The 24,952-nt window shown below is 42.3% G+C and carries 21 protein-coding genes and 1 pseudogene; 10 read left to right on the top strand and 12 right to left on the bottom strand.

Annotation, left to right across the window (positions count from 1 at the left end; translation table 11 throughout):
* A pseudogene (locus B4Z47_RS15310) lies at window positions 1-319 on the bottom strand (hypothetical protein); the annotation flags it as partial.
* 393 nt (window positions 320-712) lie between these two features.
* Here B4Z47_RS15310 and B4Z47_RS15305 point away from each other — a divergent pair.
* The 6 genes from B4Z47_RS15305 to B4Z47_RS15280 all read left to right on the top strand — a co-directional run bounded on the left by B4Z47_RS15305 (window position 713) and on the right by B4Z47_RS15280 (window position 7,090).
* On the top strand, window positions 713-862 hold the full coding sequence (locus tag B4Z47_RS15305; RefSeq protein WP_172462433.1) for a hypothetical protein: 150 nt from the start codon (window positions 713-715) through the stop codon (window positions 860-862).
* A 111-nt stretch (window positions 863-973) separates the two neighbouring features.
* Window positions 974-3,067, top strand: coding sequence for a TonB-dependent receptor domain-containing protein (locus B4Z47_RS15300; protein WP_286727511.1), 2,094 nt, complete (start codon window positions 974-976; stop codon window positions 3,065-3,067).
* Between the two features lie 12 nt (window positions 3,068-3,079).
* Window positions 3,080-4,645, top strand: coding sequence for a SusD/RagB family nutrient-binding outer membrane lipoprotein (locus B4Z47_RS15295; RefSeq protein WP_145328124.1), 1,566 nt, complete (start codon window positions 3,080-3,082; stop codon window positions 4,643-4,645).
* A gap of 18 nt (window positions 4,646-4,663) precedes the next feature.
* Window positions 4,664-5,476 carry a DUF4397 domain-containing protein gene (locus B4Z47_RS15290; protein ID WP_145328123.1) on the top strand — a complete coding sequence of 271 codons (813 nt, stop codon included), beginning with the start codon at window positions 4,664-4,666 and terminating at the stop codon, window positions 5,474-5,476.
* Window positions 5,477-5,478: 2 nt separating this feature from the next.
* Window positions 5,479-6,471, top strand: coding sequence for a phosphodiester glycosidase family protein (locus tag B4Z47_RS15285; protein WP_286727510.1), 993 nt, complete (start codon window positions 5,479-5,481; stop codon window positions 6,469-6,471).
* 280 nt (window positions 6,472-6,751) lie between these two features.
* Complete coding sequence (locus B4Z47_RS15280; protein ID WP_286727509.1) at window positions 6,752-7,090, top strand: helix-turn-helix domain-containing protein; 339 nt, start codon at window positions 6,752-6,754, stop codon at window positions 7,088-7,090.
* Between the two features lie 21 nt (window positions 7,091-7,111).
* On the opposite strand, the gene B4Z47_RS15275 is transcribed toward B4Z47_RS15280, so the two are convergent.
* Window positions 7,112-8,215, bottom strand: a complete 1,104-nt coding sequence (locus B4Z47_RS15275) for a PAS domain-containing sensor histidine kinase (protein ID WP_286727508.1) — start codon at window positions 8,213-8,215, stop codon at window positions 7,112-7,114.
* 88 nt (window positions 8,216-8,303) lie between these two features.
* Between B4Z47_RS15275 and B4Z47_RS15270 the strand changes: the two genes are divergently transcribed.
* Together B4Z47_RS15270 and B4Z47_RS15265 are read left to right on the top strand one after the other, a co-directional pair.
* Entirely contained in the window at window positions 8,304-8,462 is a 159-nt protein-coding gene (locus B4Z47_RS15270) for a hypothetical protein (RefSeq protein WP_286727507.1), read from the top strand.
* 61 nt (window positions 8,463-8,523) lie between these two features.
* The gene (locus tag B4Z47_RS15265; protein WP_159332658.1) at window positions 8,524-9,573 is read left to right on the top strand and encodes a LacI family DNA-binding transcriptional regulator; all 1,050 of its coding nucleotides are present in this window, start codon (window positions 8,524-8,526) and stop codon (window positions 9,571-9,573) included.
* 35 nt (window positions 9,574-9,608) lie between these two features.
* On the opposite strand, the gene B4Z47_RS15260 is transcribed toward B4Z47_RS15265, so the two are convergent.
* From B4Z47_RS15260 to B4Z47_RS15215, 10 genes are all read right to left on the bottom strand, one after another.
* A complete protein-coding gene (locus B4Z47_RS15260) occupies window positions 9,609-10,808 on the bottom strand; it encodes an endonuclease/exonuclease/phosphatase family protein (protein WP_286727506.1) in 1,200 nt (399 codons plus the stop codon).
* A 46-nt stretch (window positions 10,809-10,854) separates the two neighbouring features.
* Window positions 10,855-11,679: an endonuclease/exonuclease/phosphatase family protein gene (locus B4Z47_RS15255; protein WP_286727504.1), complete on the bottom strand. Its 825-nt coding sequence runs from the start codon at window positions 11,677-11,679 to the stop codon at window positions 10,855-10,857.
* Window positions 11,680-11,726: 47 nt separating this feature from the next.
* Window positions 11,727-12,986, bottom strand: coding sequence for an IPT/TIG domain-containing protein (locus B4Z47_RS15250; RefSeq protein ID WP_286727503.1), 1,260 nt, complete (start codon window positions 12,984-12,986; stop codon window positions 11,727-11,729).
* Between the two features lie 95 nt (window positions 12,987-13,081).
* On the bottom strand, window positions 13,082-13,885 hold the full coding sequence (locus B4Z47_RS15245) for an endonuclease/exonuclease/phosphatase family protein (protein WP_070565931.1): 804 nt from the start codon (window positions 13,883-13,885) through the stop codon (window positions 13,082-13,084).
* A 40-nt stretch (window positions 13,886-13,925) separates the two neighbouring features.
* Window positions 13,926-14,630: a DUF3823 domain-containing protein gene (locus B4Z47_RS15240; protein WP_286727502.1), complete on the bottom strand. Its 705-nt coding sequence runs from the start codon at window positions 14,628-14,630 to the stop codon at window positions 13,926-13,928.
* Window positions 14,631-14,657: 27 nt separating this feature from the next.
* The gene (locus tag B4Z47_RS15235) at window positions 14,658-16,556 is read right to left on the bottom strand and encodes a RagB/SusD family nutrient uptake outer membrane protein (protein WP_286727500.1); all 1,899 of its coding nucleotides are present in this window, start codon (window positions 16,554-16,556) and stop codon (window positions 14,658-14,660) included.
* Between the two features lie 11 nt (window positions 16,557-16,567).
* Window positions 16,568-19,714, bottom strand: coding sequence for a SusC/RagA family TonB-linked outer membrane protein (locus tag B4Z47_RS15230; protein ID WP_286727499.1), 3,147 nt, complete (start codon window positions 19,712-19,714; stop codon window positions 16,568-16,570).
* 81 nt (window positions 19,715-19,795) lie between these two features.
* Window positions 19,796-20,968 (bottom strand): glycoside hydrolase family 130 protein, encoded by a 1,173-nt coding sequence (locus tag B4Z47_RS15225; RefSeq protein ID WP_254667705.1) that lies wholly within the window; start codon window positions 20,966-20,968, stop codon window positions 19,796-19,798.
* A 158-nt stretch (window positions 20,969-21,126) separates the two neighbouring features.
* Complete coding sequence (locus tag B4Z47_RS15220; RefSeq protein ID WP_201639871.1) at window positions 21,127-22,404, bottom strand: sugar porter family MFS transporter; 1,278 nt, start codon at window positions 22,402-22,404, stop codon at window positions 21,127-21,129.
* Window positions 22,401-23,261: an ROK family protein gene (locus B4Z47_RS15215; RefSeq protein WP_286727498.1), complete on the bottom strand. Its 861-nt coding sequence runs from the start codon at window positions 23,259-23,261 to the stop codon at window positions 22,401-22,403. The genes B4Z47_RS15220 and B4Z47_RS15215 overlap by 4 nt, the downstream gene beginning before the upstream one ends.
* A gap of 233 nt (window positions 23,262-23,494) precedes the next feature.
* On the opposite strand from B4Z47_RS15215, the gene B4Z47_RS15210 reads away from it, so the two are divergent.
* Window positions 23,495-24,139, top strand: coding sequence for an OmpA family protein (locus B4Z47_RS15210; protein WP_286710453.1), 645 nt, complete (start codon window positions 23,495-23,497; stop codon window positions 24,137-24,139).
* A gap of 34 nt (window positions 24,140-24,173) precedes the next feature.
* On the top strand, window positions 24,174-24,875 hold the full coding sequence (locus B4Z47_RS15205; RefSeq protein WP_286727497.1) for a PRC-barrel domain-containing protein: 702 nt from the start codon (window positions 24,174-24,176) through the stop codon (window positions 24,873-24,875).
* Window positions 24,876-24,952 lie beyond the last annotated feature (77 nt).

Raw genomic sequence — 24,952 nt, 5'->3', positions numbered from 1 at the left:
TTCTATAAAAATAGCGAAACATGCGCTCGGCCAAATCTCCCCTGCCTTTATTGCTCTGAATCTCTACATGGCAGAGTACGAACTGTTCGCGGCCATCCTTTAAAAATACCTTCACAAGCTTGTCTACATAACGGACTCCCCTGCCGTTGCTTTCCGGAGGAAATAAACTCTCAAACTCTTTATCGAGATAATCAAAGGGTTTGCTCAGATCAAAAACGGCATCCGCATCCGGAAAGATAAATCGTAAAAAATGCGAGAACGTTTGTTCTAAGATAGATTTCCACAAAGGGTCGTCTACACGCCTTGATTTTGGACTCATAATTATTTATCAACTGGTTAACAGTACAAAGATACGAAATAACAATATAAAAAAACTAATTTAATTAGTAAAAATTAGAAAATACAAGATTCACGAAAGTACTAAATCAAACTGCAGATGATTTTTATGCTCATGAAGTTTTTTCGATTGCGAAATCTCAAAATATGAAACTGATAGATGTATCTGAACAATTATACAAATAACTATTTACGAATTCTATACTATCTCTAAACAACGAAAAGAGCGAGACGAATAATACTGCAAACTCTTCGACTGCTGCTAAGGTGATGCCTAGCGTCCAATAATTGGGTTAGAAAAGGGCATATAGCAACACACCCTAGTCTGCATATAGATAAGTGTCTTTGAACTAGATATAAATGAAGGACCTTAAAGATGAACTACAAAATATCATTCTTAGAGATGGACCTATTGGCAGTTCAAGCAAACTCAACCAAGTCCAGCATTTCCTTAAAGAAAATGCGACGCCAAGCCAAGGAATTGAAAGACAAGAGTAATACAATTGTGAAGAAGAAAAATGCTTAATTGATTTCGTGACACAACATTCTCTATGCTATTTAAGTGAAATAGATTAGCAAGCGCCGCACCGGGTATAACCAAAAGCATAACCTCTCCTTTGAAGGTGGTTCTGAAAAAGTGACCTACCGCTGGTCCAATGAATACAGCAACAATACTGGTATCGTCCCCAATACCAGCTATAAGCGCTTTTCGACCCGCCTCAATGGAACAGCAAAATTTAACGACAAACTCGAATTTAACACCTCTTTCAACTATATCAATTCACAAAACGATAAAGTCCGTAAAGGCAATACAGGCTACCTGATTACCCTGATGCGCTTCAACCCGCTGTTTGATGTAAGGGACTGGATCGATGAAAAAGGGAATCGTGTACTCCACAGCACCGATATTTACAATGAGCTGGATAATCCCTTTTGGGATGTATACCGCAACACCGCCAATGATGATGTAAACCGCCTCCTTGCCACTTCCAACATTACCTATCGCGCTACGAACTGGCTAAGCCTCAACGGGATCATCGGCATCGACTTTGCCAACACACAAGGGCAAAGCGTTTACCATCCTCAATCCTACTCCGGATCAGGGTCTTCGACCAATGTACGCAATGGCTCCATGAATGAGTATCAAGTCAATGCACGCGTGCTCTCGGGATCATTTATGGCAACGGCAAATACAAAAATCGGGCGCGACATTAGTTTTAGGGCAAACTTGGGAACAGAATTTAAAGACTACAATACCCTTACTAACTCCCAATATGGCGAGGACTTTTACGATCCCAACTTTTACAGCATCAACAATACCTTTCCGAGCACGCGCCTGGCGCGATCTGTTGCCAATAACTTTCGTACAGTCGGATTTTTGGCACAGGCCGGATTTGGTTATCTTGACAACCTCCTGTACCTCAATTTAACAGGTCGATTGGATGCAGCCTCCCGCATGATGCCCAACAATCCCTATTTTGGCTACCCATCGGCATCCTTGGCCTTTAATTTTTCAGACCTGTCTTTCTTCAAAAATAAAGTACAATGGCTCAGCGACGGAAAATACCGCATCTCTGTCGGCACGACCGGAAAAGCACCCTTCAAAAGCTACTATACCCTATCCAATCTAGAGCCAAAGCTCTCAACAGGAGGCGGATTTGCTTACGGCGTAAACGGCGGTAACCCCGACCTGAAAGCCGAAAAAACCCGCGATTTTGAAACAGGACTCGAATTTGGCTTTTTTAAGCGTCGGCTTACATTTGATTTCAGCTATTTTAACCGTTTAAGCACCGGGCAGATCATTCTGCCACGACTGAGTTATGGCTCAGGCTTCGTATTAAGGATGATGAACGGCGGTGAAGTCAAGACGTATGGCACCGAATTGCAAGTCAACGTCAACCCGATCAAAAAAAACGATTTCAGCTGGGATATGACCTTCAATTTTACCCAATACAAAGGAAAAGTACTATCGCTTGCTGAAGAATTGCCCGAACTCTATGATTCAGACACCTGGGTACTGAGCGGCGTACGGTCTTCCGTGATGCCCGGCTATAGTATCGGTACCCTAACAGGTACGCAGTTTAAAAGAAACGAGCGTGGAGACATTTTGATCAATCCACAAACAGGCTTACCCATTGCCGGCACCGATAAGTATTATCCGATAGGCGACCGCATTCCCGACTATACACTTGGAATTGTCAACAAGTTCAATTACAAAAACTTTTACCTAACGTTTTTATGGGATCTCCGCAAAGGTGGTGATGTGCTCAACGGGCTAGATTATAGACTCTATACCTATGGGCAGTCTGTGAAAACATTAAATCGGGAAGACCCGCGGGTAATTCAGGGCGTATTGGAAGACGGGCTTGAAAACACGGCCAATCCAACAGTAAACCACATTGCAGTAACACCATATTCCGCATCCGCCTACTATATGACCAATATCGAACCGCAGATGTTTATCGAGAAAAACATTTATGCATTTAGGCTTCGGGATGTAACTCTTCGCTATGCCCTACCCAAACATCTGACACAACGCATCACGTCACAAGCCGCACTCAGCGTATTTTTTACAGCCACCGATCTCTTCCTGTTCACCAATTACACAGGGCTGGATCCGGAAAGTAATAGCAACACAGCAGGACTAGGCGGTATCGGCGGATACGGAATCGATTACGGGAATATGGCTAAACCCAGAGGTTTCAATTTTGGCTTAAACATGAGATTTTAGGAGGAATACACCATGAGAACAACGCTTTATATACTTATTTTCTTAGTCCTGACCGGATTGAGCAGTTGTAAAAAATACCTGGACATCAATGAAAACCCGTCCAACCCACAGCTCGTCAAAGCCGAATTGCTTTTAGCACCGATTATCTATCAAATGGCCAATGGTTATGCCAATGACCAACGTCAAATGAACAAGTTCAATCAGACCATCCTTGGCGCCAGCACCGATGAGTCTTCCCGCATCTGGGAGCGGCATGGATTTCCACAGCAAAGTGATGTTGGCGGTGTAATGTGGCGTATGGTCTATTTTGATCACGGACTAAACCTGCAGTTGATGATCAATGACGCCATAGCCAATCAGAAATATGAATATGCCGCAATCGGCTATGCCGTAAAAGCCTGGGGCTATCAGATGCTGACCGACTATCACGGCCCCATTATTCTCGATGAGGCCTTGCGTACGCAACAGTTATCTTTCAGATACAATGACCAACCAGAAGTGTATGCTAAAGTACGCGTATGGTGTGATTCTGCATTATATTATCTGGATCAAAAAAGCCCCGTCGATTACAGCGCCAACCTCAATTCAAAAAAGGGCGATAATCTCTTTCGGGGCAATATGGACCGCTGGCGCAAATTTGTCTATGGCCTAAAAGCACTTCAGTACATTCACTTGGTTAATAAACCCGATTTTAAGGAAAAGTATGCCGACTCGATTGCCTATTTTGTGGACCGCTCCTTTGATTCACCATCCGATGATGCAGGCGTTAAATTTGACGGCGACAAATCCGAAACAGCCAATGTGGTGAGCTCAAAATTCGGCCTTTATACCACATCCTATTACAACAGAGCCGGTAAGCCTATTGTGCGCTACCTAACCGGGGGATTGCGGGGCGAACCTATTGAAAATCCAAAAATATCGACAGACCCTCGTCTATCGCGTATGTTGATGATCAATAATCCTGTTGACAGTATTTTCGTCGGTGGTGAGCCCAATGTATCCAATACCACCGTTCCAAATATCCTAGGCGACGTCAGTAGCGGTGTAGGCAAATTCATCTTTAGAGACGCCGCAGATTTTCCATTGATGACCTATGCGCAGCTGCAACTGGTCAAAGCTGAGGCCCTCTTTATCAAAGGCGACGCAGCAAAGGCCTATGAGGCCTATATCAAAGGCATCTATGCCCACATGAACTTCGTCAATAAGTACATCAATACAACCAATGAAAAATCCATTACTGCTGTTGAAATAGATAATTACATCAAGGGAGGAGAAATACCGCTATCTGCTGCTGATCTAACCCTAGCCGACATTATGGGACAAAAGTATATTGTGCAATGGGGCTGGGGAGGTCTTGAACAATGGTGTGATTTAAGAAAATATCATTATAACACGGAAATATTCAAGCAGTTTATTCCATTGGCCGGCAGCCAGCTGACTTACAATGATTATTGTTACCGCGTCCGGCCTCGTTATAATTCGGAGTACGTATGGAATGCCACAGAGTTAGAGCGATGGGGCGGATTAGAGCCGGAGTACGTGATTAAGCCAACCTGGTTTGTTACAACAACTTATTAACGTATTAAAGGAAACATTATGAAGATATTCAAAAACTTAGCATTTCTAGCTTTAGGTGTCTTTGGCCTAAATTCATGCGAGAAATCCATTCAGGACTTTGGAAAAGTAGATTTCCTTGGCGCCGATGACGTCATCGTGAAAATCAATATGGCATCGATATATCCCGATGACCGCTATATGTATGTCAAATTTGACGATCAGCGCGTTACTTCACGCATCCGGGGACGTGAGCCCTTTCCCGGCGGCGGATATAATACCCGCGGAGATTCACGGCCTGATTTTTTAAAATGGAAAGCCGGCAACGTAAAGGTACAAGTTGCCCTTCCACATAAAACCGACGATGGACGCGACTCCATTATCTTGGCCGAATCATCTGTTAACCTGAGCGCAGGCAAGCGCTATACCATTCATATTACCGATACGGCGCAGAACACAAAAATGATCCTCAATGAAGAAGACCTCACACGGCCCGACAGTACACAAGCAAGGTATCACTTTACCAATCTGATGCCCAATGTACCATCAATAGACCTGTACTATGGTGCTGCGGCCACTGGGAGCGCAGATGCCATCGCCGTGCAAGACTCACTTGTCGCCAAGGACATTAAATACCTGGAAACAAGTCCATATTTCCAGCTCAACCGCATTGCCACCCGTACCTGGAAGATCCGCAAGGCGGGATCTCCGGTAACAAATGGCACTGTAATCGCGTCCTACAGCAATGCCGGAGCCATCCTGGACCGCAGGTCATATGTCATTTATGCTTTGGGCTATGATGGATTTACCAGCACCATCATGAAGCCTTATGTTTCATTTTTCTTAGTTCGATAGATATGAAAAGAAAAACCATATTAAGAAATGTCCTTTTGTACATCACGTGCATCAGCATGCTATATTCCTGCAAGCAAAGGGATGATTATCCCAGCTTTGACGATAAAGAGATAGTAACTCCGCCCACCGATATTATTCCAGAAGACAAGGAAATAGAGCCCATCACCAAGCAGCTCATGGCGCAGACCGACCTCATCAAAACATTTTTGGTCGATTCATCCGTTACCCTAACCAATGGACTTGTACGAACCCATATTCGCTACCAGAACAAGCTCGATCAACGCGTGAGCCTTCAACTGCTCACTGTAGATCTTTCATCAAAAGCGGTTTTTCCTTCAATCATGAGTGCATTTGATGATTACCTATATGTGAGCCAGCCGATAGGTGATATGGCAAAGTATAGCGAACCACGCGCAGGCGGCGAGATCCTCGCAGCAATAAATGCGGCGTTATCGTCCACTTATTCCTACATTAAAAACGGGCGGCAGATCAATGTATCCACGAGCAATATAAAGACCAAAGAGAAGACCAGACCTTTCTTTGCGATACAAAAGGATGGCACGCCTTACATAGGCAATTGTGCCGATACCACTAAGTTTGCTTTTGAGCCTTATGATCTGAATCAATTTAGCGGACTGGTATCCGGCACCAATTGGGTCCGTTACCGGGGTTATAACGTTTTGACTACAGCAGCAATTGTTCAAGCGATAACAGCCATTGGCCTATCCGCAGATAAAAAAACGATGTATGCCTTAGTTGTCGACGGAGGCGACACCAATTTTTCAGTAGGCATCAGTTTAAATGATGTTGCCGTTTTGATGGGAGCCTTAGGCAGTTACGATGCATTTGTATTGAACGGCGGTTCCACCAGCGTGATGGTCCAAAAGACCAATACAGGAAACCAATTTAATCCAGTGGTCTGGAACACCGTATCCAAGCCATTAACGGCAGGCGGATCTGCAAGCATCAGCGGTATCGCATTTGTGAAGCGATAAATTAGAAAATCAGCTACTCAACAACGGATTTTGAGTAGCTGATTTTTTAAATTTAAATTTGTTTACGCTGTTATTTCATCTTGCTTGCAGCTAAGCAAAACACGATTATTACGCCCAAGAAAATTCAATCACAAGAATTTTATTTTCCTCATGCCCGAAATAAAACTTCCAGCCGAAGTTAGTATTGGGGTCAACGTATCTACCAATATATTTCAATATAGCCCTAATTATTAAGTTTTCGGTTGTTTTTTTTGTATCTTAACGTTAGATTAATTTTTCAATGGACAAACTAGGAAAAGCAATTAGATTACTGAGACATCAAAAAGGCTGGAATCAAGGCGATGTTGCAACGCGATTAGAAATATCAATTCCTGCATTTTCTAAAATTGAAACCGGTTTTACAGATTTAAATATCTCTCGATTAAACCAAATCGCAAAGGTATTTAATTTGACAACCGCACAGCTTTTATATTATTCTGAAAATGAAGAAATTAAAGAGCATGTTGAGGAGTTAAAAGTTATTTCGGAAAAGATATCCCAACGCGAGGACGAAATCATTCAGCTTCAGAAAAAGCTTATCCAACTCTATGAGCAATTGTACAAGTACGATAACGCTTAAAATTAAATAATCCCGATCCCATTAGGCTAACGTTCGCGATGAAACTGGAAAAAATAAGCGAACGACGGTCCCTTTGTTAAGTTCGCTCGATAAATGAATCGTCCCACCGATACGTTCCATGAGATGTTTAACCAATGCCAGCCCGATTCCCGATCCAGCAATCTTGGCAGTATTACTCGTCCGTTCATTTGTAAGAAAAACCTTCTGCAACTCGTCTTCCGGAATCCCGATGCCATTATCTTCGAGATAATATACGACTCCTTTATCAGCTTTTTCACTGTAAATATGCAAAAAAGCCTCGCCTGATTTTTTTGCATATTTAACGGCATTACCAATTAGATTTATAAAAACCTGATAAACGATTCCGCCATCCGTATACAAAGGAAATAGATCTCCTAATTTGATTTCCATTTGTTTGTCGGGATATACCAGTTTAATTTCATCAATACAATTCCTTATTTTTTTATCCATTGCCACACACGCGACTTCTTTCTCGGCACTGCGTATCTTGCCAAGCTGCAATGTCTGATTTATAATACTTTCTATATTTTGAATAGATGCCGCAAAGGCTTCAAACCACCTTTCACTTACCTTAACCGAAACACCCACATTTTTCCTCAGAAAACTATTCCCAATTTTCAAAACAGACAATGGATTTTTTAGATCATGTGCCAATGTGCTGGCGAGCACGTCCAATTCGCGGCTAAACATAAGCTGCTCTTGCTTTTCCTCCACATTTTTGTAAGCAAGATGTTGCTCAGTCACATCACTTGCCGTATGCAAAATGGCATAGGTTTTCCCCTCCTCGTCAAGCAATGGCCTATATTCAAAATTAAAATACCGCAGTGTTTTCGTCTCTTCATGAACAATATTTGCGGGTGTACGCTCAGCCTGATAGACAATTCCTGTTTTCCAAACGTTTTTCAAAATAGATGAAAAACCTTCTTCTTTAAAATGAGGAAAGCATGCACAAAAACTACGCCCTAGGATGGACCGATCCACACATAATATATCCAGCATACCTTGGCTAACAAAAGCAATATTTAGGTCTATGCTATCATAAATTGCGATCGCACTATGGGACTGCTCCAAAATAGACACCAGAAGATTAGCTGTAGTTTTCATCTACGCTAATTTAATCATAATATTTTACAACAGATAAATCAATAAGGGAAAATCCGAAAAACAAAAAGCTAATCACGAAGTTGACCTGATGCATCTTGACAGAGAAGGCTTCAACCCCATGATGCCCCAAGAAAAGATTATGAAGTACATTGAATCTCTTTACGATCTTGCCGATTTCTTCTGGACACTTTTTTTCTTTGCTGCAGTAAACGACCTCTTTTTCAACAACAATGCCGGTAGATTCTAAAGGCTTTGAACGATAATGGATACAAGTGAATAAAAATCTATATTTTTAAGTTTTAGAATGTATGGAAAATAAAAAGATTTCAATAAATGACATTGCGAAACACTTAAAAATAGCAAAGTCAACCGTATCGTTGATCATTAACGGAAAAGCTGACGAAAGACGGATTAGCAAAGAATTACAGGCTAAAGTACTGGATTATGTCAGAGAGGTTCGTTTTTACCCGCATCACTTAGCGCAAAGCCTAGCCACAGGCCGAAGTAGCAGTATCGGACTTATTGTTGAAGATATTTCTGACTCATTTTTTGGACCAATAGCGCTCATGATCGAAAATCTAGCCAAAACGAAAGGGTATAGGATAATGTACAGCAGTACCCTCGGTGATACCAATACAGCCATTGAGATTATCAATTTTTTCAGACGGAGCCAACTGGATGGCTATATCATTGCACCAACCAAAGGAATAGAAGATGTCGTTAAAGAAATGGTGGATGAACATATCCCAATTGTTCTATTTGACCGGGATCCGGTCGAAGGTGTGGATTTTGTCGGAACCAACAACAAGGAAGCAATGATTGAAGCTTGTATGCATCTATATGATAAGGGGTTTCGTCAGATTGGATTCGTTACACTCGAATCTACACAAAGCCAAATGCATGAACGATTATTAGGTTACCAAGAGACGATGGAAAAATTAGCTATTGACCCTAAAGTAGCCTTTATACCCTTTGAATCAAAAAAAACAGTCAAACAGCAGCTTATTAAAGATTTTCTTGAAAAAAATCTGGAATTGGACGCTATCATCTTTGCAACCAATTATCTTTGTCTTGCAGGGTTGGCTGCAATAAATAAGCTAACGGCTAAAAGGAAAATGGATTTCGGCATAGTGTCCTTTGACGATCATGAAGCGTTTAACCTGATCTCCCCAACGATCACTGCCATACGTCAGCCCTTGGAGGAACTAAGTAACAACATTATAAAATTATTGCTAAAGCAGATAGAAAAACCAACAAAAGATAATGCTAGTCATGTCGTGTTACCCTCTGTGATAAAAGCAAGAAAGTCATCTGAAAGAAAAAGCAATAATCTTCTGCCAATCGGTCGCAACAACTGATCGGCAGAAGATTACCGAAAAAAGAGTGTCATCATTTATTCCACTTTCATGGACGAGGCCTTATCATTGGCTGTCGGTGTCAATTGAGAAAAGAGTGGCGTATCCGTCGTCAGCACCCAGTTGATCCCCGAGAAATTTTGGTGTTCGTACAGCGTCAAGGTAACTCCGTTTGGAACGCTCGCGGAGGATGCCCAATCGTTTTCGATACCTCTGGCATTCAGATCTGCCAGATTATAGCTTCCTTTCGGCAAGAAAACTCCCTTTCCACCATAATGTGCATCCTTAAAGATACTTACGCCTTCCACATTCATTCGTGCGACAACAGGAAAATGATCAGATGGCAATATTTCTCCCGGATCTTTATGGTACCAATCAACTAATCGGGAAGATACTTTCCACTGATCGGTGACAAAGATATGGTCGATCTGGCTATCTCCTGTTGGACTAATATTCCATCCATTACCCGTTACACGTAATGCTGGCAACTTGGAACTCGCAACAGCCCAGCTTTCTTCTAACAATAAAGAACTATTAAGCACGTTATATGCCGCTGAATTTTGATTTGCGTTTAAATCACCCATTAAAACCGCAGGAAGCGCTCCGATTTTGTTTTGCATATAAGTCAACAAGAGATTCGCACTGTTAACCTTGGCTTCAACGCCTTTATGATCAAAATGTGTATTAAATACATAAAATATCATTGCAGTCTGTTTATCCTGAAGTTTTATCCAGGTACAGATGCGCTTGTATGCGGCGTCCCAGGCAGGCCCTGTAGGAGTTGTAGGAGTTCCAGGTGCGAGCCAAAATGTACCGCTCTCCAACGCGTTAAACTTGGTGTTCTTGTAAAATATGGCCGAGTGTTCAGAAGAGGTATTTCCTTCACGCCCTGTACCAACTTTGCTGTAGCCCTGCAGATCTGAAGCCATATTGTCCATTTGGTTCCCTAAAGCTTCCTGAACTCCAACGATATCACAATCATGCTCCAATATGCGTTCTTTTACTAATGATCGCCTGACCGACCAGGCACGGTTTCCCGTATCGGGCGCATCCTGCCGGATATTAAAAGTCATCATGACATAACCGCCGCTTCCAGCTATTGTTGCTGAACTTTGTAATTCAGTTGGCACGGACAGCTGTTCGCCAGTGGTCGAAGCATTTGTCAGATCTTTGGAACAAGAGGCAAAGATAAAACCCCACAAAAGTGTCAGCTGTAGTCTATAAATTAATTTTCCCATTATTTTTGGTTTATATGTTCCAATAATTAGTATTGAATTATTCAGACTATTTAATATTAAATGTTCCTACAACTGGAAAATGGTCGGATTCTTTGTCTGCCCAAAATTGAACCGCATAGTCCTTTACTTCAAAAGCCTGCTGCGGAGCATATATCAACCAATCACAAGTATATGTCGGTTTTGGTGTAGGTACAGTCCATTCACAATTCGAGGTTTGACAGGGCAGGGAAAACCATTTTTGCAAAGCCGGCATAGTCTGCGAGTTGGGCCGTGAATTCAGATCAGCACCCAAAATGATCGGCTTCTTTAAATTTTTGATTTCCGCCAAGATCTCATCGATCTGTTTTAGACGGGTGGCATCATCCTTTTTGTAGCCCAGGTGGGTCGTCGCAAAATAAAATTGTTTGCCTTCCTTTTCCAACAATGCATAGCCAAAGGATCGGATGTCATCCCCATCATTAGCAACCCCCAAATGGATAGACTTTGTCTCCAGTAGCGGATATTTGGAAAGGATAACATTACCATAATCACCTTTCTTCAACGTTAATGCATGTGCAAAATAATAGTATTGCATCCCTGTCAACGCAGCGATTTCCTTCGGAAAATCCATTGGATTAATAGCTGTATTGCGTTCCACTTCTTGCAAAGAAACAACATCGGGATCAACTTTTTTGATCACCGAAGCAATCGCTTCAATGCCCATTTTTCGAGCACTATAGATGTTGTAGGTCATTGTTTTGATCTCAACTTTACGATTCAATTTTTGGGCGGAAACAAAATTGGCGTTAACTGACAACAGCAGAGCGGTTATTAAAACAAACAGCAGGGGGCGCAAGTTTAAATGTCTTGCTTTAGACAAAGTTATCATCATGATCCTATTCTTTAATGTAAGTAAGAATTAGTTAAATTATATGGTAGTTACTCTATAACGATCTTTCGAATAACGTGATTCCAGGTATCAGCTACATACAGCGCTCCGTCAGGACCGAACTGTAGACCTTCGGGTTCGTAAAATTTTGCTGTTAAGGCATTCCCATTCTGGAGACCACTGGTGCCGGCAATTCCTGCATAAGTAGTTACCGTACCATTGGTCGTGATTTTACGAACACAATGGTTTTTACGATCGGCAACATATAAGTTTCCATCCTGATCCAGATCCATTTGTGCAGGTGTATTGAATCGCGCAGACTCTCCATTTCCTATTGCATTCCCCGTCGTATTGGCATTTGGTCCAGCAAGTACTTGTACAGCACCGAATCTTTTGGCCGCAAGGTCATAGGGTACACGATAAACACTGTGTGCATTGTAGGCTCCTGATATAAACATAGTTTGCCCATCTGGAGAGAAAATAATATCCATAATATTGACATTTTTTGAATTGACTGCAAATAGCTGCTCCAGCGTACCATCGGATTTTAAACGACAGATCTTTCCGCCTGAGTATATACCAACAAACACTTCATCTGTCACGGGGTTCGTTGTTACAGCCGTCAATCCTGCCGTTGCAGCTAGGGCCGTTAAATTGCTATATTTACCAGAAGATTTTATCATCTTGCCAAAGCCCATGGATCCATTTGCGTTGTTATCATTGCTAAGGTACAATGTATTTTGGTCTATTGAAAAGTCAAAAGCCCGGAGCCGCTCGAACAAAGGGTTCTCAGAAGCATTAAGTAAGGTACTTACTTGATTATTTGCAGCAACACGGAGTGCCGCAAAATTATCTCGGCTACTCGCCCCCTCTTCGACAAAATAGAGCATATTATCCTTACTCCATTTCAAATAGCGTGGCCCGGATAATTTAGCCTGCACATAATCCCCGTCAACATTATCCTTAGTCGATCCTAAATAGGTGTACACGACGGTCTGATATCCGTACTCAAAATTTTGCTTATAGGTATACGCTACGCCGTTAATAGCTAGTTTGACTTTACCAGATCCCGCATTCTGTGGAATACGTGCGGTAATGACCCGTCCATTGGAACTTAATACACTCGCTTCCTTCTCATTTATCGTCACTTTGATTTTTGCGAGATCCGTTCCAAAATTACTCCCATATAGGGATATTTCGGTAGATGAGCCTCCAGAAATGGGGGTATATTGGGTAATTTGAGGTTCATTAGCCTTCTCGGGATACGTCATGTCGCCACCAATCTCTTTGGTGCAACTGAGTAGACACATTGCGAAACAAAAAAATATCCCGATATGAAGATTTCTTATTCCTGATATTTTAGAAAAACAAATAGTTATCATGGTTTTGCTACGTAAAATTTGTATTAGTTTTTGATTAAAAAATTCGCAACAACAGGAAAATGATCGGATTGCGAATAGGAACTATAGTCTACATCATATGTCTCCGTCAAAACCCCGTCTGCCGGTGCATACATCAGGTAATCTATGGTTCCATCAGGTTTAGGTGTTCCGGCTGTAAAGCCACAGTAGCCATTTAGGCATCCTGATGTAAACCATTTCGTCAACACTTTATAGCCTTCTTCTGTAGGCTTGGCATTAATGTCTGCAGACAGAATGATAGGTAGCGTAATATCTTTGGTATATTGGTGGATTAGGTCAATTTGATGGAGCCTATTGGCGTTATCTGACAGATGATCTAAATGCGTCACTGCAAAATAAAAATCCTGATTATCCTTGGTTACCCTCACCGTGCCAAGCGCTCTTATATAAGCGTTTGATTCTGAAGTGACCACATCCAACAGGTAAGTTGCCTGTTCTTTAAGGGGTAATTTTGAAAGAATGAGATTACCATATTCCCCCTGAGCTAGGTCGCGGGCTTTGACAAAATAATAATAGGGCATACCGGTAAGCTCGGAAAGGCGTTTTCCGGTGTCAAAATTCAGATTGATGGAGTTCTTCTCCACTTCCTGCAGCCCCACAAGGTCGGGATCATTTTTCTTAATCACGTCGGCGATTGCCTCTATGCCTTTTTTTTGTGCAGAATAGATGTTATACGACATGGTTTTGACAGATGTGCCGGTTACGGATGGCTCTTCCACCTTGGTTTCATTTTTACTGCATGATACCAATAAAAAACCGATTATACTGAATGTTATAATTCTTTTCATGAGTGACTCCTTTGTAGTTTTTGCTTTGCGTGTTAGTTGATCAGTCATTTGCTATCAATTCTATGGTATCGCTATAATTGACGACCCCGTTTACCGTCGCACTTACCCGGACATAGATTTTGTTGCCGTTTGCCTTGATCTTGTAAAAGTTCTCGACAAATTGTTTATCATTGGCCAGTTCAAAGACATGTGTACCTTCATCTATTTTGCCCTTAGCAATCTTTGTGACATAATTCGCATTATTTTCATCTACTCGGGGCGTATAGTTCCACATCACAGATACATTGGTAAACGTAAAGGATTCGTCCGATTTATTAACCTTAAATGCTACCTCGACTTGGTTTCTGTCGGAAATGGTGGCCGATGCCGTAATACGGGAAAAAGGGGTTGCTTTCAAATCAAATTCCGTTTGACCTTGGACGGTCGTATACCCTTCGCACACGCCAATAAAAGGGCCGTTGACAACCACTCTATACTTCCCATTAAACACCGTATTGTTGGTATAAGATCCATCTGCATTTGCCCTGAAATCGACAGAGGCAGTCGCCCCGGTTCCTATTTCAAATAAAGAAACCAATACACCTCCCGACCCCGCCACCGGCAATGGAATAGGCTTGTTTGTTTTCATGTCATATATGGTGCCGTGAAGCCCCCCATTAGGAGCCTGTAGATTGTCGATCTCATTTTCGCAACTGTTCATGACAGCGATTAAAATAAAACCAAACACATAAAAAATATTCTTCATTTTGATCATAATTGTAATACATCTTAATTAGTTGCCGTAACCCGGATTTTGAACCAGCTGCGGATTCGTACTCAAATCCGTAGGACTAATGCGGATATAGTAGTTTCTTTCCAGAAATAATCTTTTTTGCTTCGGAGGTACTCCGGTTTCGAAAGTATACTTATTGCTTTTAACATTGAACCAAGGATAGAGCGCTGTACCTCTATAGTTGGTTAGTCCGCCCTGCGATTCATCCATGTGGGCTACTCGCCATCGCTTGAGATCCCAAAAGCGTAGCTTTTCAAAAGCAAGCTCTACCTTGCGTTCCTGCCGAACTTTGGCAATGGATATCGTTGCAAGTGACTGAATTCCGGCACGTGTGCGAATGGCATTTACCGCCTGCAAAGCTTCGGTGTCTTTGCCTCCGAGCTCGACACAGGCCTCGGCAAAATTAAGGTATATTTCACCAAGGCGAAATACTACCCAAGGTGTCTCCGAACGCTTGGCGTCAATATTTGTCATGTCTGTAAGCGTTTCATCAAAAAACTTACGCATATAAAACCCCGTTTTTGAAGCATCTCCGACGTCTGCACCGCCATCTTTACCCGATGTATTGTACCTCACACCGTCTATCGTAGCCACATTATCCTTGTCGGGCTGATTCTGTGCCTGGTATTTTTGCCCCGAGCCATTCTGCCCATTTATCACTCCTCGTATCCATTCGACCTTGCTGCCCTTTAATGGAGCGCCGGGAACATAGATGGAAGCAAACAACCGCGGGTCTTTCCCAACGAAAAGATCGTAGGGACTATCAAAACTACGCGGGGTCCCATCTGTATTTTTTAAAGACAATTTACCCGGGCTACCATCGCTATATTCAAATGATTCGACCATTTCGAGCGTTGGAGTCACTCCGCAGCCCCAGCCATCACCACGATAGGAAAAAGGAGCATTCATCTTATCCCACATGTGACCTTTCCCGGCTGAAACATTAAAGGTTTTCTGAAAGATGTATTCCCCATTATCGCCATTTACACTTTTTGAAAACAGCTCATAGAAATTCGCTGCTTTGTCGGCATTTTTGTTATAAAGGGTATAAGTGCCTGCCTCCAGCAATGCTTTTGAAGCATTATACGATTCGGTAAAATACCTCGTTGCCTCATTGGCTGCTATACCAACATAACCGCGCGTTACAGCCTCTCCACTTAAATTTGCATTTGAACCATACTTAGCGATCGAGCCAGCATACAGCGAAGCACGGGACCATAAGGCAAGGGCTGCACCTTTGGAGGCTCTATATTTACTTTCTGCAGATCGCGATACCGGAAGTATGTCGCTAATCGCCTTACATTCACTGATAATAAAATCGTAAACTTCCGATTCCTTATTTCTTGGAACCTGTAATGCCGAAAAATCGCCAGGAACGTATTCTTGTGGTGTCGTTAGCAAGGGGACACCACCATAGCGCTTCACCAAACCAAAATATTGCATCGCGCGTATCCACCTCGCCTCAGCATCGACTAGGCGCTTCTCCTCGTCGCTCAAGACTGTAGTCTCGCTCAGTTTCTTCAAGAAGTCGTTTGTACGTCTTATTTGGACGTATCGCGTCGCAAAAGGGTCTTCAAAGACGTAATCACTATACGTATATACCGAATTTGCATTACTAAATGCATAGTCTTTCTGATACGCTCCTGTCGCTTCATCAGACAAGGAGGTCAAATTGAGCAGATTTGATTTTCCTGTAAACCAATCGTCAAACTCATCTAATCGTAATCCCTCATCATACATCGTGACTAACACGGACTGTATCGCTTGCGGACTTTCCCAGATAAGATCAGAGGTGATAATTCCACTGGTAAGCTCCCGGTCTAGGTAATCGTTACAACTATATAAACTCAGTGTAAATGCACAACTCAGAAGAAGAGGACTGAAATATTTCATTTTCATAGTATAGGATTTTATAAAACTATATTAACACCAAAATTGAATGTTTTCAATTGTGGATAATAGCGCAATCGACTTTGATTGCTTTCAGGGTCTATATTTTTCAATAACGCATCACTCCCCGTGAACGTCAATAGGTTATTGGCATTAAAGTAGATTCTACACCGTTCAATCTTTAGGGACTCGGCCCATTTTTTTGGTAGAGAATACCCTACTTCCAATGTTTTTAACCGTAGATAATCTGCTTTATGTAAGGACCATGAGTTATCAGATCGGTTGTCCACCTGACCTGTTACCCGGGCTGCGGGCATTGTGCCGGCAATCCATTCACTATTGGGATCAGCAGGATCTGCCCGGTGCCATCGGTCGGTCATAAATGCAAATCCGTTACCTAGGCCCTGTTGGATAAATGGATCAAGTATATCGCCACTTATATAAATATCATGGCCTGCAGCTCCCTGAAAAAATAAGGTCATATCAAATCCTTTATAATTCGCGCCGAGATTTAATCCATAATACATTCTTGGTGTTGCACCATGACCGATTGGTTCCACATCGTTCCCATCTATAATGCCGTCGCCATTCACATCTTTGAATTTCAAATCTCCGGGAAGCAGGGATCGATTTCCATTATTATCCTGCACCGGTGAATTTAAAATATCTTCATACGAGGAAAATTGCCCCAAGACCGTCTTCCCCCACCGGATATCCTTATTTCTATCATTACTGTTGTTCCGCCAGTTATCATACATATTGGTTGAAGCTGCACGTTCGACGTAGCCATAGCGGATGCGTGTTACAGAAAAATTGCCGGATATATTATAGGCAAAATCACCAATTTTATTTTTATGGCCTACAGTCCATTCAAAACCGGTATTGATATCTGAATTTAAATTTTCCTGTGGCATAGATTCGCCGAATGTTGTCGGGAAAGTGCCTTGTCTTGTCGCAGGAAGGCCAGAGCGTTCGCGTCTAAACCAGTCGAATTCCGTATTGATCAATCCGTTTTTAAAGGAAGCCTCAAACCCGAGATTCATGATATTAGACTCGTACCATGTCAACCAAGGATTGGCCATCCCACTGCTTCTCAGCCCAGAAGACAAGCCTCCAGTTCCCAGCACATAACTCCCTCCATAGACATATCCGTCGAGGTATTGGAATGCCGAAAAATCACCCTCATCACCGACTTTGGCATAGGAGCCCCGGATTTTTACGTTATCAAAATGAGCAAAATTTTCCTTGAAAAATTTCTCTTCCGAAATCCGCCAACCCGCTGAAACTCCCGGGAAGAATCCCCACCTGCGGTCCCGCTGAAATTTATAAGATCCATCATAACGGAAATTCAATTCAAGTAGATATCTTCGGTCATAGGCATAATTAAACCTTCCTACCAGACCTGCATGCGCCGTTTCCACACTTTTGCCACTCGTATTTTGGTTTTCGGTGTCTCCTTTACTGATGTCGTCAATGATCCCGATTGAAGATTCCCTAAAACCCAATATATCGGTCAAACGGTCGTGGTAGGCCTCCCATAACAATAAGCCACTGACATCATGCTTTTGTCCAAATACACGGTTGTAATTGATCGAATACTGCTGCGTTGGCATATACAGATTTTCCATCTTGGACTCCAGGCTTGCTTTTTTTCTTAGAGCGACCTCGGTATATTTTTCATTCGTCTGATTGTACTGGTAATCGCTCAATGCCTTTTGCCATGTTTTCCATTCACTGTTCTTATAGTCATAAGCGACCATAGCACGTAACGACAGTCCAGCTATCCACGGTAGCTTCCAATTTAGATCCAATGAACCGTTAAACTCTCTTCTCAGGCGCGATTCGTATCCACTATGCTCGATATAAGAGCTATGTATAGGGTTGGCCATGTTTCCAATGGCCTGCCAATAACTGGGATTATTATTGGCATAAATGGAATAAATAGGGATGGCCATCTGTGCCTGTGTAAACAGATCGTCACCTCCATACGGTTTTTCACGATCTTGTAAACGACCAGTCAATTTAAATCCGACGGTAAAATTTGGCGTAACATTCAGATCAATATTGGAGCGTAGATTATACCTTTTGAAGTTCCAGTCATCTGACCTCAAAATACCACCCTGGTCAACATATCCCACCGAATTATAATATTTAACTTTATCATTTCCCCCATAGATGCTGACATTGTGTGAGCTCTGTGGAGCATTGTTACGCACGAGGGAATCCCACCAGTCAGTACCCTGCGCTCCATTTTTGTAACTATCGAGTTGTTCTTGACTGTATGCTGGTACCCCAGTGTATGGATTAGAGTTATAGATCGCTTCATTATACAGCGACGCATATTCATAGGCATTCATCATACGTGGATATCGCGTCACCTGCTGGATTCCATAATATCCATTGTACTCCACTTTAGTTTTTGAATTGCTTCCTTTTTTTGTGGTCACCAATAGCACCCCGTTGGAACCTTTAAATCCGTACACCGCGGCAGCAGCATCCTTTAATATTGATATAGATTCGATATCATTCGGATCGACCTGTGCAAAATCTCGCTGTACGCCATCCACGATAACGAGCATGCTACCGTACCCGCGGATATCCACCGACGCTCCGTCATCTCCGGGGGCACCGCTACGCTGTACCGCACGAATCCCCGGCAATCGACCAGCAAGCATATTTGTTACGTTTGGCGTTTTTACCTTAATCAGCTCTTCAGCCTGTATGGATGCAACTGAACCTGTTACCGAAGCTCGTTTCTGCACGCCGTATCCCACCACAACAACCTCGTCCATCATCGCTACACTATCTTGCAGAATAATGGATAAGTTTGTTCGTCCCCCAAGCAGGATTTCTTGGCTCTTATAGCCGGCGGCGGATAGCAGGAGTGTTTCGTTCGGATCTGTTGTAATTGAAAATTTTCCGGTTCCGTCCGTACTGGTTCCGATGGAGGGTGTGCGCTTTATTTGCACAGTGACCCCGGCGATCGGATTATTGGCAGCATCCGTTACTTGTCCGGTTATCCGGACGGGTGCTTTGGCCATAGCCATGAGGACAAGATCACTGTCCCAACGCTCATGACCATAAGCCGCGGATGTCATTAGTGCGATCCCTATCAAACTTGCCTTTAAGGCGCTCTTATAGGCTGCATTTAAATCACGCTGTATCATTTTTTATAAAATTTATTTTTGGTTAGTAATTCTTTATTAAAAACGCTTACACGAATCACTTTGGCTTTATACATCTATACCTTATTTTTCATTAGGGATGGGATCCAGTGCAGCAGGATGTTGCGGATCAAAAATGGCAACACCAACCTTTGAATCAGCACAGCCATAGTATAGAAACCATTTCTGTTTAAAATAAACCAGGCCTTCAATAAACACTGTGCCGTCAACATATTGACCACTTTTTTCAAAAGCTTCCATTGGTCTTAGGAAAGGCACGTCCATCCTTGCTAATACTTTACCCGGATCTTTACTGTCGAAAAGAACTTGCCCTGCTGAATAAGTACCTTTATTAAATCGCTTATCTCCTTTTTCAGGGTGGTTTTTACCATTATATAATAGTAGAATTCCTTTATCTGTGAGGATAGCCGGTGGGCCACATTCTGTTAAAGAGCTATCAAAATATCCCTCTCGAGGTGAGATGAACGCTTTGAGTTGACCTTTCTCATCTACAACCGGTTCCCAGTCAATCAGATTATCCGACGTTGCGCCATATACACCATGCTCGCCCCAGTACATCCAATACTTCCCATTTACTTTAGTAATTAGCTGCTTACCATTTTCCAGTTTAGTGACAATCGATGCTGATTTATGCGATTTATTGACGAGCTCAGGCAGGATGTTCGATTTTTTAAAAATAGGCCCATATTTTGTCCAATTTTTAAGATCCTTTGAGGTAGCTACCCCCAGGCGAGGTACTTTTCGGTTCCATTGCGTATAGAACATCACATAGGTGCCATCTTCGGATTCGGCTATACGCGGATCCTCCGTTCCACCGGGCCATTCAAACTCACGCTGGCTATCAGCCCCGGGATAAAAAACAGGCGTTTTTTGTCGGTTGAAATGTGTTCCATCAGCACTCGCAGCAAGCCCTAGACGTGAAGTACGATGACCAATTTTTATCCCCGTCTTATCTTCGGCACGATAAAGCACGTAGATACTATCTCCTTTTACCACCGCTGCCGGGTTGAAGGTGTCATTATTCTCCCAATGCACAAGTTGCCCATTCATGGGATTCATAAATGTGGTGGTACTATCAGGTTCGATTACAGGGTTTACCCCTGCTGGACGAACGAAACCGCCCATTACCCAGTCTGGGGCGAGATGGCGCGGCTGTCTTTGCGCGCTACAGCCCCAAAAAGTCACCGCAATCGCAATTATGGAAAGAGGCTTAAATAGCGTTATCATTTGTTTCATATGTCAATTATTTTAATATATGGTATTACGAAAATGTTTCTTTAGTATCAAAACCGCATAATTATCTTAGAAAACCGGTTTTGCAAAACGAAATTAATAAGTTTATAGATCAATATCGCTTTATGATGAGGATTTAATAATTATTTAATATGGGAACTTTAGTTTATTTCTTCCAATACTTTGCCCTTCGTTTCGGGCATACATAGAATAAACACGAAGGACGCGATAACCATCAGGGCATAGAATAAAAACACATAATATCCTCCGAGTACGCTACCTTCTACAATAATTGGAAATACCCAGGATATTATTGCAGCAAATAGCCAATGGGTCGTGCTCCCCAAGGAAGAGCCTTGGGCGCGAACCTCGTTCGGGAAAATTTCCGCCAAAAACACCCAAATCACGGCACCTTGTGATAAGGCAAAAGATGCTATAAATCCCATGATATAGAAAAGTAAAAATTGTGCATTTACTCCTTTTAGGCCAAAGGCTGCCAATAACAGAAATAAGAACATGCCAATAGCGCCTGTCAAAAGCAGTTTTTTTCGCCCAAAACGATCTATGATGCTCATGCCAACCAGGGTGAAGAGCAAATTGGTACCACCGATAAAAATAGGCTGAAGGTAGGCTAATGCTGCACTAAAGCCCGCCATTTCGAAGATCCGTGGTGCGTAATATAGAATAGCATTAATTCCGGTCATTTGATTGAAAAATGCTAACAACACCGCAAAAAGTATAGGTTTGGCATACCGTTTTTGGAATAGGCTAACATGCTTACCAGATGTTTGGGGCTGATTGACCTGCACTTCAAATGGAGTTTCAAGCCGAAGATAACTTGCACGCGCTTTTTCAATGTGTCCCTGCTGCAATAGCCATCTTGGACTTTCGGGAATGAGATTCAATAGAAGTACAAATAATAGAGCAGGCACAGCCATGATACCGAGCATGTATCGCCATCCGCCTGAATTTACGCTCATAAAGAGAAAATTTGTCAGATAGGCCGTAAAGATTCCCAGCACGATCATAATCTGAAAAGTGCCTGTAAGTTTACCGCGATCTTTTGCGGGAGCAATTTCGGAGGTATATACGGGTCCAACAACAGAGCTGATCCCCACAGCAAGTCCACCCAATAATCTGAACAACAGGAAAAGCTCCCAGATGGACGCTACTGCACAGCCCAATGCTGAGAGTAAATATAAAGCTGCAACGAAATAAAGCACGGGTTTACGCCCATAACGATCGGCCATACGTCCGGCGATAACGGCTCCTATAATGGTTCCGATCAGCGAGATCGATACGGTAAGTCCATGACGGACAGCATCCAAGTCCCAGAGTTTTTGTATGATTTGTTCAGCACCCGATATCACTGCTGTTTCAAAACCAAACAAAAAACCTCCCAACGATGCGATCAATGTAAATTTCCAAATGGGTTTCATATACTAAATGTCTTGAGGGTTAATCCGAGAAATAAGTTGCGTTCATCAAATGATGCAAGGGATAGCTCCGTATCAAGGGTACAAAGGAGCTTATCAAAAAAATAATTGTGGGCCTTGGCAATACTGCCTCCGATTATAATTGTGTCTGGCGTTAACGGATAAATATATTCTTTAATGAAAGTAATCAGTTGCTTGCTTAGGAAATCAAAAGCCTCTTTTCTAAAAATTTCCAGATCTGGGCGTTCAGCTATGTCTTTTATGTTATCAACGGGAATATACCCAAATTTTTCTGTCAAATGAGCTAAGACCCCTCGGGTTGAAATGAAGTCTTCTACAATGCCGTTGCTGAAAACTGCAGATCCTAAATTGAGATCTACGATTGTTCCATTTTCGTAAAGCGAAGAACCCAATCCGGTTCCTAAAGTCAGGCCTATAACGCGCCTATTTTCCATTTTTTTATTGACAACTTCGCCCAATAAAAAGGCTGCAGCGTCGTTATAAAAGTAGATCGAACTTAAATCAATTCCTGTGATATTCGCAAAAAATGTTTTTAGATTAAAGCCTAGTAGCGACTGATACTTATTCATTCCGTCCATTAAGGATATTCCGTTTTCGTAATCGAATGGACCAGGGCAAGATATGAAAATTTCGGATGGTAAATGCGTAATTGAACTTAGGGTCTTATCGATGGTTTGTTTTATGGCCGACAAAATCTGTACTCTTTCTGCGTTACTATTTACATTCCCGCGAAAGTACGATCCGTCCATGACAACTGCAGGGCTCCCGTGCACAAGGCCTGATGAGCAATGCGTACCACCTAAATCGACACATAAAATTATATTTTCGGTATGAGGCATTTTTGTTTTTAAAATTGGTTATTAATGATAATAAGCAAAACCGGTTTTGCTTAGATAATGCGAAGATAACACTTATATTTGAAAATCAAATTTTTAATCTAAATTTTTATCTTCCATCCGTCTTACATCCTCTCTTAAGTTTAGCGGTAGCCCCCTATTTTGTATGTGCCATAAAAAAACTTTTAAAACCGAAGATAGAATTTAGGTGTTCTCCTAGAAAAAATAATAGCTATATGGCACATTTAGAAGTAAAACCTAAAAGCGGAGCACCATGGTGGCTTTGGCTTCTACTCGCACTTATTGCTTTGGCAATAATCTTGTTTTTTGTAAATCGTAATAACAGTGCATCCGATGTCGCTGATACCAGGGACAGCACCGGCATGGTAATGGATCAGGGCGATATGGGCGGGGATACCCTTGCAACAACGGAACCAAGCTGGAATTCAGTAGATTTCAATAGTGCTGAATCTTCGGACCCGAACATCACGGACAAAGATATTCGCGTACGCTCCAGTGATGGCTATACCATTTACTCGCTTGGCGAAAATATATTATTTGCCACTGACCAAAGCGCCATACAAAGCAATTCCGAAGCGAAACTTAAACAAATTTCATCGGCTTTGAATAAAGATTTTCAAGGTGCCTATGTAGGCGTATTTGGGAATACGGATTCTACCGGCACGGCATCCCACAACAAGCAGCTGGGCATGGAACGTGCTACTGCCGTGAAGGACTGGTTGGTTAGTCAAGGTGGAATTGACCAAAGCAAAGTAAGCGTACATTCACGTGGAGAAAATGCTCCTGTTGCTGACAATGCAAGCGCAAGCGGAAAAAATCAAAACCGAAATGTAGAGATCGTGGTTTTTCGCAATAAATAGAAACCTAAAGTTTTGAACTCAAAAATTTAAAGACATGGCATTAGAAGAAAAAAAATACAACCATTTAATCGAATTAGGAGGAAGCGATTATGAAATCGTTGATGGTGAACCAGATATTAGAGGCTGGAAAGTAAAAAATCAAGCCGGACAATCGCTAGGTGAGGTAGATGACCTCCTCTTTGACCCTCAAAGCCAACAAGTACGCTATATTATTGTTGACCTGAAAGATGCAGATTTGCCTATTGAAGACGACAAAAAGATATTGGTGCCCATTGGCGTAGCTGCACTTTATGACGGGAAGCGTATACAGGCGAGTAATGATGAAACGGGTACCGTGGAGCCCATCGACCGCAGCGGCGTACTACCGGTAGATGAAATCGATCCCGTGGAACCTGCTACAGACTATCGCTATAATCCGGTCGATGATGGTGAAGTCGTGGTAGTACCGGTTACTGCCGACCGTCTGACCAGACTACCGGCATACCGTGAAAATTACCTGGATCCGGATACTGAATTATCCATTCGCCATATTTATGAGGGAACAGGTGATGTCGGATTTACGGTAGGATCTGGTGTATATGACCAGGATTTTTATCAACATCCACATTTTAATGAAGATACATTTTATAGCCCGGGATCAAAGGCAGATGAATTTGCTGCGGAGCGCGAGCGTGCCCGACGTATACGTGCGAGATACGATAGAAATTTAGATGGTGATCCCAATGATTTAATCTAAAGAATTTATCAGGTTAAGATCTTACCATTCCAAAGGTTTTCATTCTTTACAGTTTGAAAACCTTTTTTTTTCCGATA

The sequence above is a fragment of the Sphingobacterium sp. UBA2610 genome, from assembly GCF_002339225.1.
Lineage (GTDB): Bacteria > Bacteroidota > Bacteroidia > Sphingobacteriales > Sphingobacteriaceae > Sphingobacterium > Sphingobacterium multivorum.
The sequence above is the reverse complement of the archived record's forward strand: the minus strand, read 5'-3'. Positions and strand labels throughout refer to the sequence as shown.

What these genes read in the sequence shown, in the direction of transcription:
- B4Z47_RS15250 (WP_286727503.1), bottom strand. Translation starts at nt 12,986, where the DNA reads ATGTGTCTACTCAGTTGCACCAAAGAGATTGGTGGCGACATGACGTAT.
- B4Z47_RS15240 (WP_286727502.1), bottom strand. Translation starts at nt 14,630, where the DNA reads ATGAAGAATATTTTTTATGTGTTTGGTTTTATTTTAATCGCTGTCATG.
- B4Z47_RS15235 (WP_286727500.1), bottom strand. Translation starts at nt 16,556, where the DNA reads ATGAAAATGAAATATTTCAGTCCTCTTCTTCTGAGTTGTGCATTTACA.
- B4Z47_RS15230 (WP_286727499.1), bottom strand. Translation starts at nt 19,714, where the DNA reads ATGATACAGCGTGATTTAAATGCAGCCTATAAGAGCGCCTTAAAGGCA.
- B4Z47_RS15305 (WP_172462433.1), top strand. Translation starts at nt 713, where the DNA reads ATGAACTACAAAATATCATTCTTAGAGATGGACCTATTGGCAGTTCAA.
- B4Z47_RS15280 (WP_286727509.1), top strand. Translation starts at nt 6,752, where the DNA reads ATGGACAAACTAGGAAAAGCAATTAGATTACTGAGACATCAAAAAGGC.
- B4Z47_RS15210 (WP_286710453.1), top strand. Translation starts at nt 23,495, where the DNA reads ATGGCACATTTAGAAGTAAAACCTAAAAGCGGAGCACCATGGTGGCTT.
- B4Z47_RS15290 (WP_145328123.1), top strand. Translation starts at nt 4,664, where the DNA reads ATGAAGATATTCAAAAACTTAGCATTTCTAGCTTTAGGTGTCTTTGGC.
- B4Z47_RS15255 (WP_286727504.1), bottom strand. Translation starts at nt 11,679, where the DNA reads ATGATGATAACTTTGTCTAAAGCAAGACATTTAAACTTGCGCCCCCTG.
- B4Z47_RS15220 (WP_201639871.1), bottom strand. Translation starts at nt 22,404, where the DNA reads ATGAAACCCATTTGGAAATTTACATTGATCGCATCGTTGGGAGGTTTT.
- B4Z47_RS15215 (WP_286727498.1), bottom strand. Translation starts at nt 23,261, where the DNA reads ATGCCTCATACCGAAAATATAATTTTATGTGTCGATTTAGGTGGTACG.
- B4Z47_RS15295 (WP_145328124.1), top strand. Translation starts at nt 3,080, where the DNA reads ATGAGAACAACGCTTTATATACTTATTTTCTTAGTCCTGACCGGATTG.
- B4Z47_RS15285 (WP_286727510.1), top strand. Translation starts at nt 5,479, where the DNA reads ATGAAAAGAAAAACCATATTAAGAAATGTCCTTTTGTACATCACGTGC.
- B4Z47_RS15265 (WP_159332658.1), top strand. Translation starts at nt 8,524, where the DNA reads ATGGAAAATAAAAAGATTTCAATAAATGACATTGCGAAACACTTAAAA.
- B4Z47_RS15260 (WP_286727506.1), bottom strand. Translation starts at nt 10,808, where the DNA reads ATGGGAAAATTAATTTATAGACTACAGCTGACACTTTTGTGGGGTTTT.
- B4Z47_RS15225 (WP_254667705.1), bottom strand. Translation starts at nt 20,968, where the DNA reads ATGAAACAAATGATAACGCTATTTAAGCCTCTTTCCATAATTGCGATT.
- B4Z47_RS15270 (WP_286727507.1), top strand. Translation starts at nt 8,304, where the DNA reads ATGCATCTTGACAGAGAAGGCTTCAACCCCATGATGCCCCAAGAAAAG.
- B4Z47_RS15205 (WP_286727497.1), top strand. Translation starts at nt 24,174, where the DNA reads ATGGCATTAGAAGAAAAAAAATACAACCATTTAATCGAATTAGGAGGA.
- B4Z47_RS15275 (WP_286727508.1), bottom strand. Translation starts at nt 8,215, where the DNA reads ATGAAAACTACAGCTAATCTTCTGGTGTCTATTTTGGAGCAGTCCCAT.
- B4Z47_RS15245 (WP_070565931.1), bottom strand. Translation starts at nt 13,885, where the DNA reads ATGAAAAGAATTATAACATTCAGTATAATCGGTTTTTTATTGGTATCA.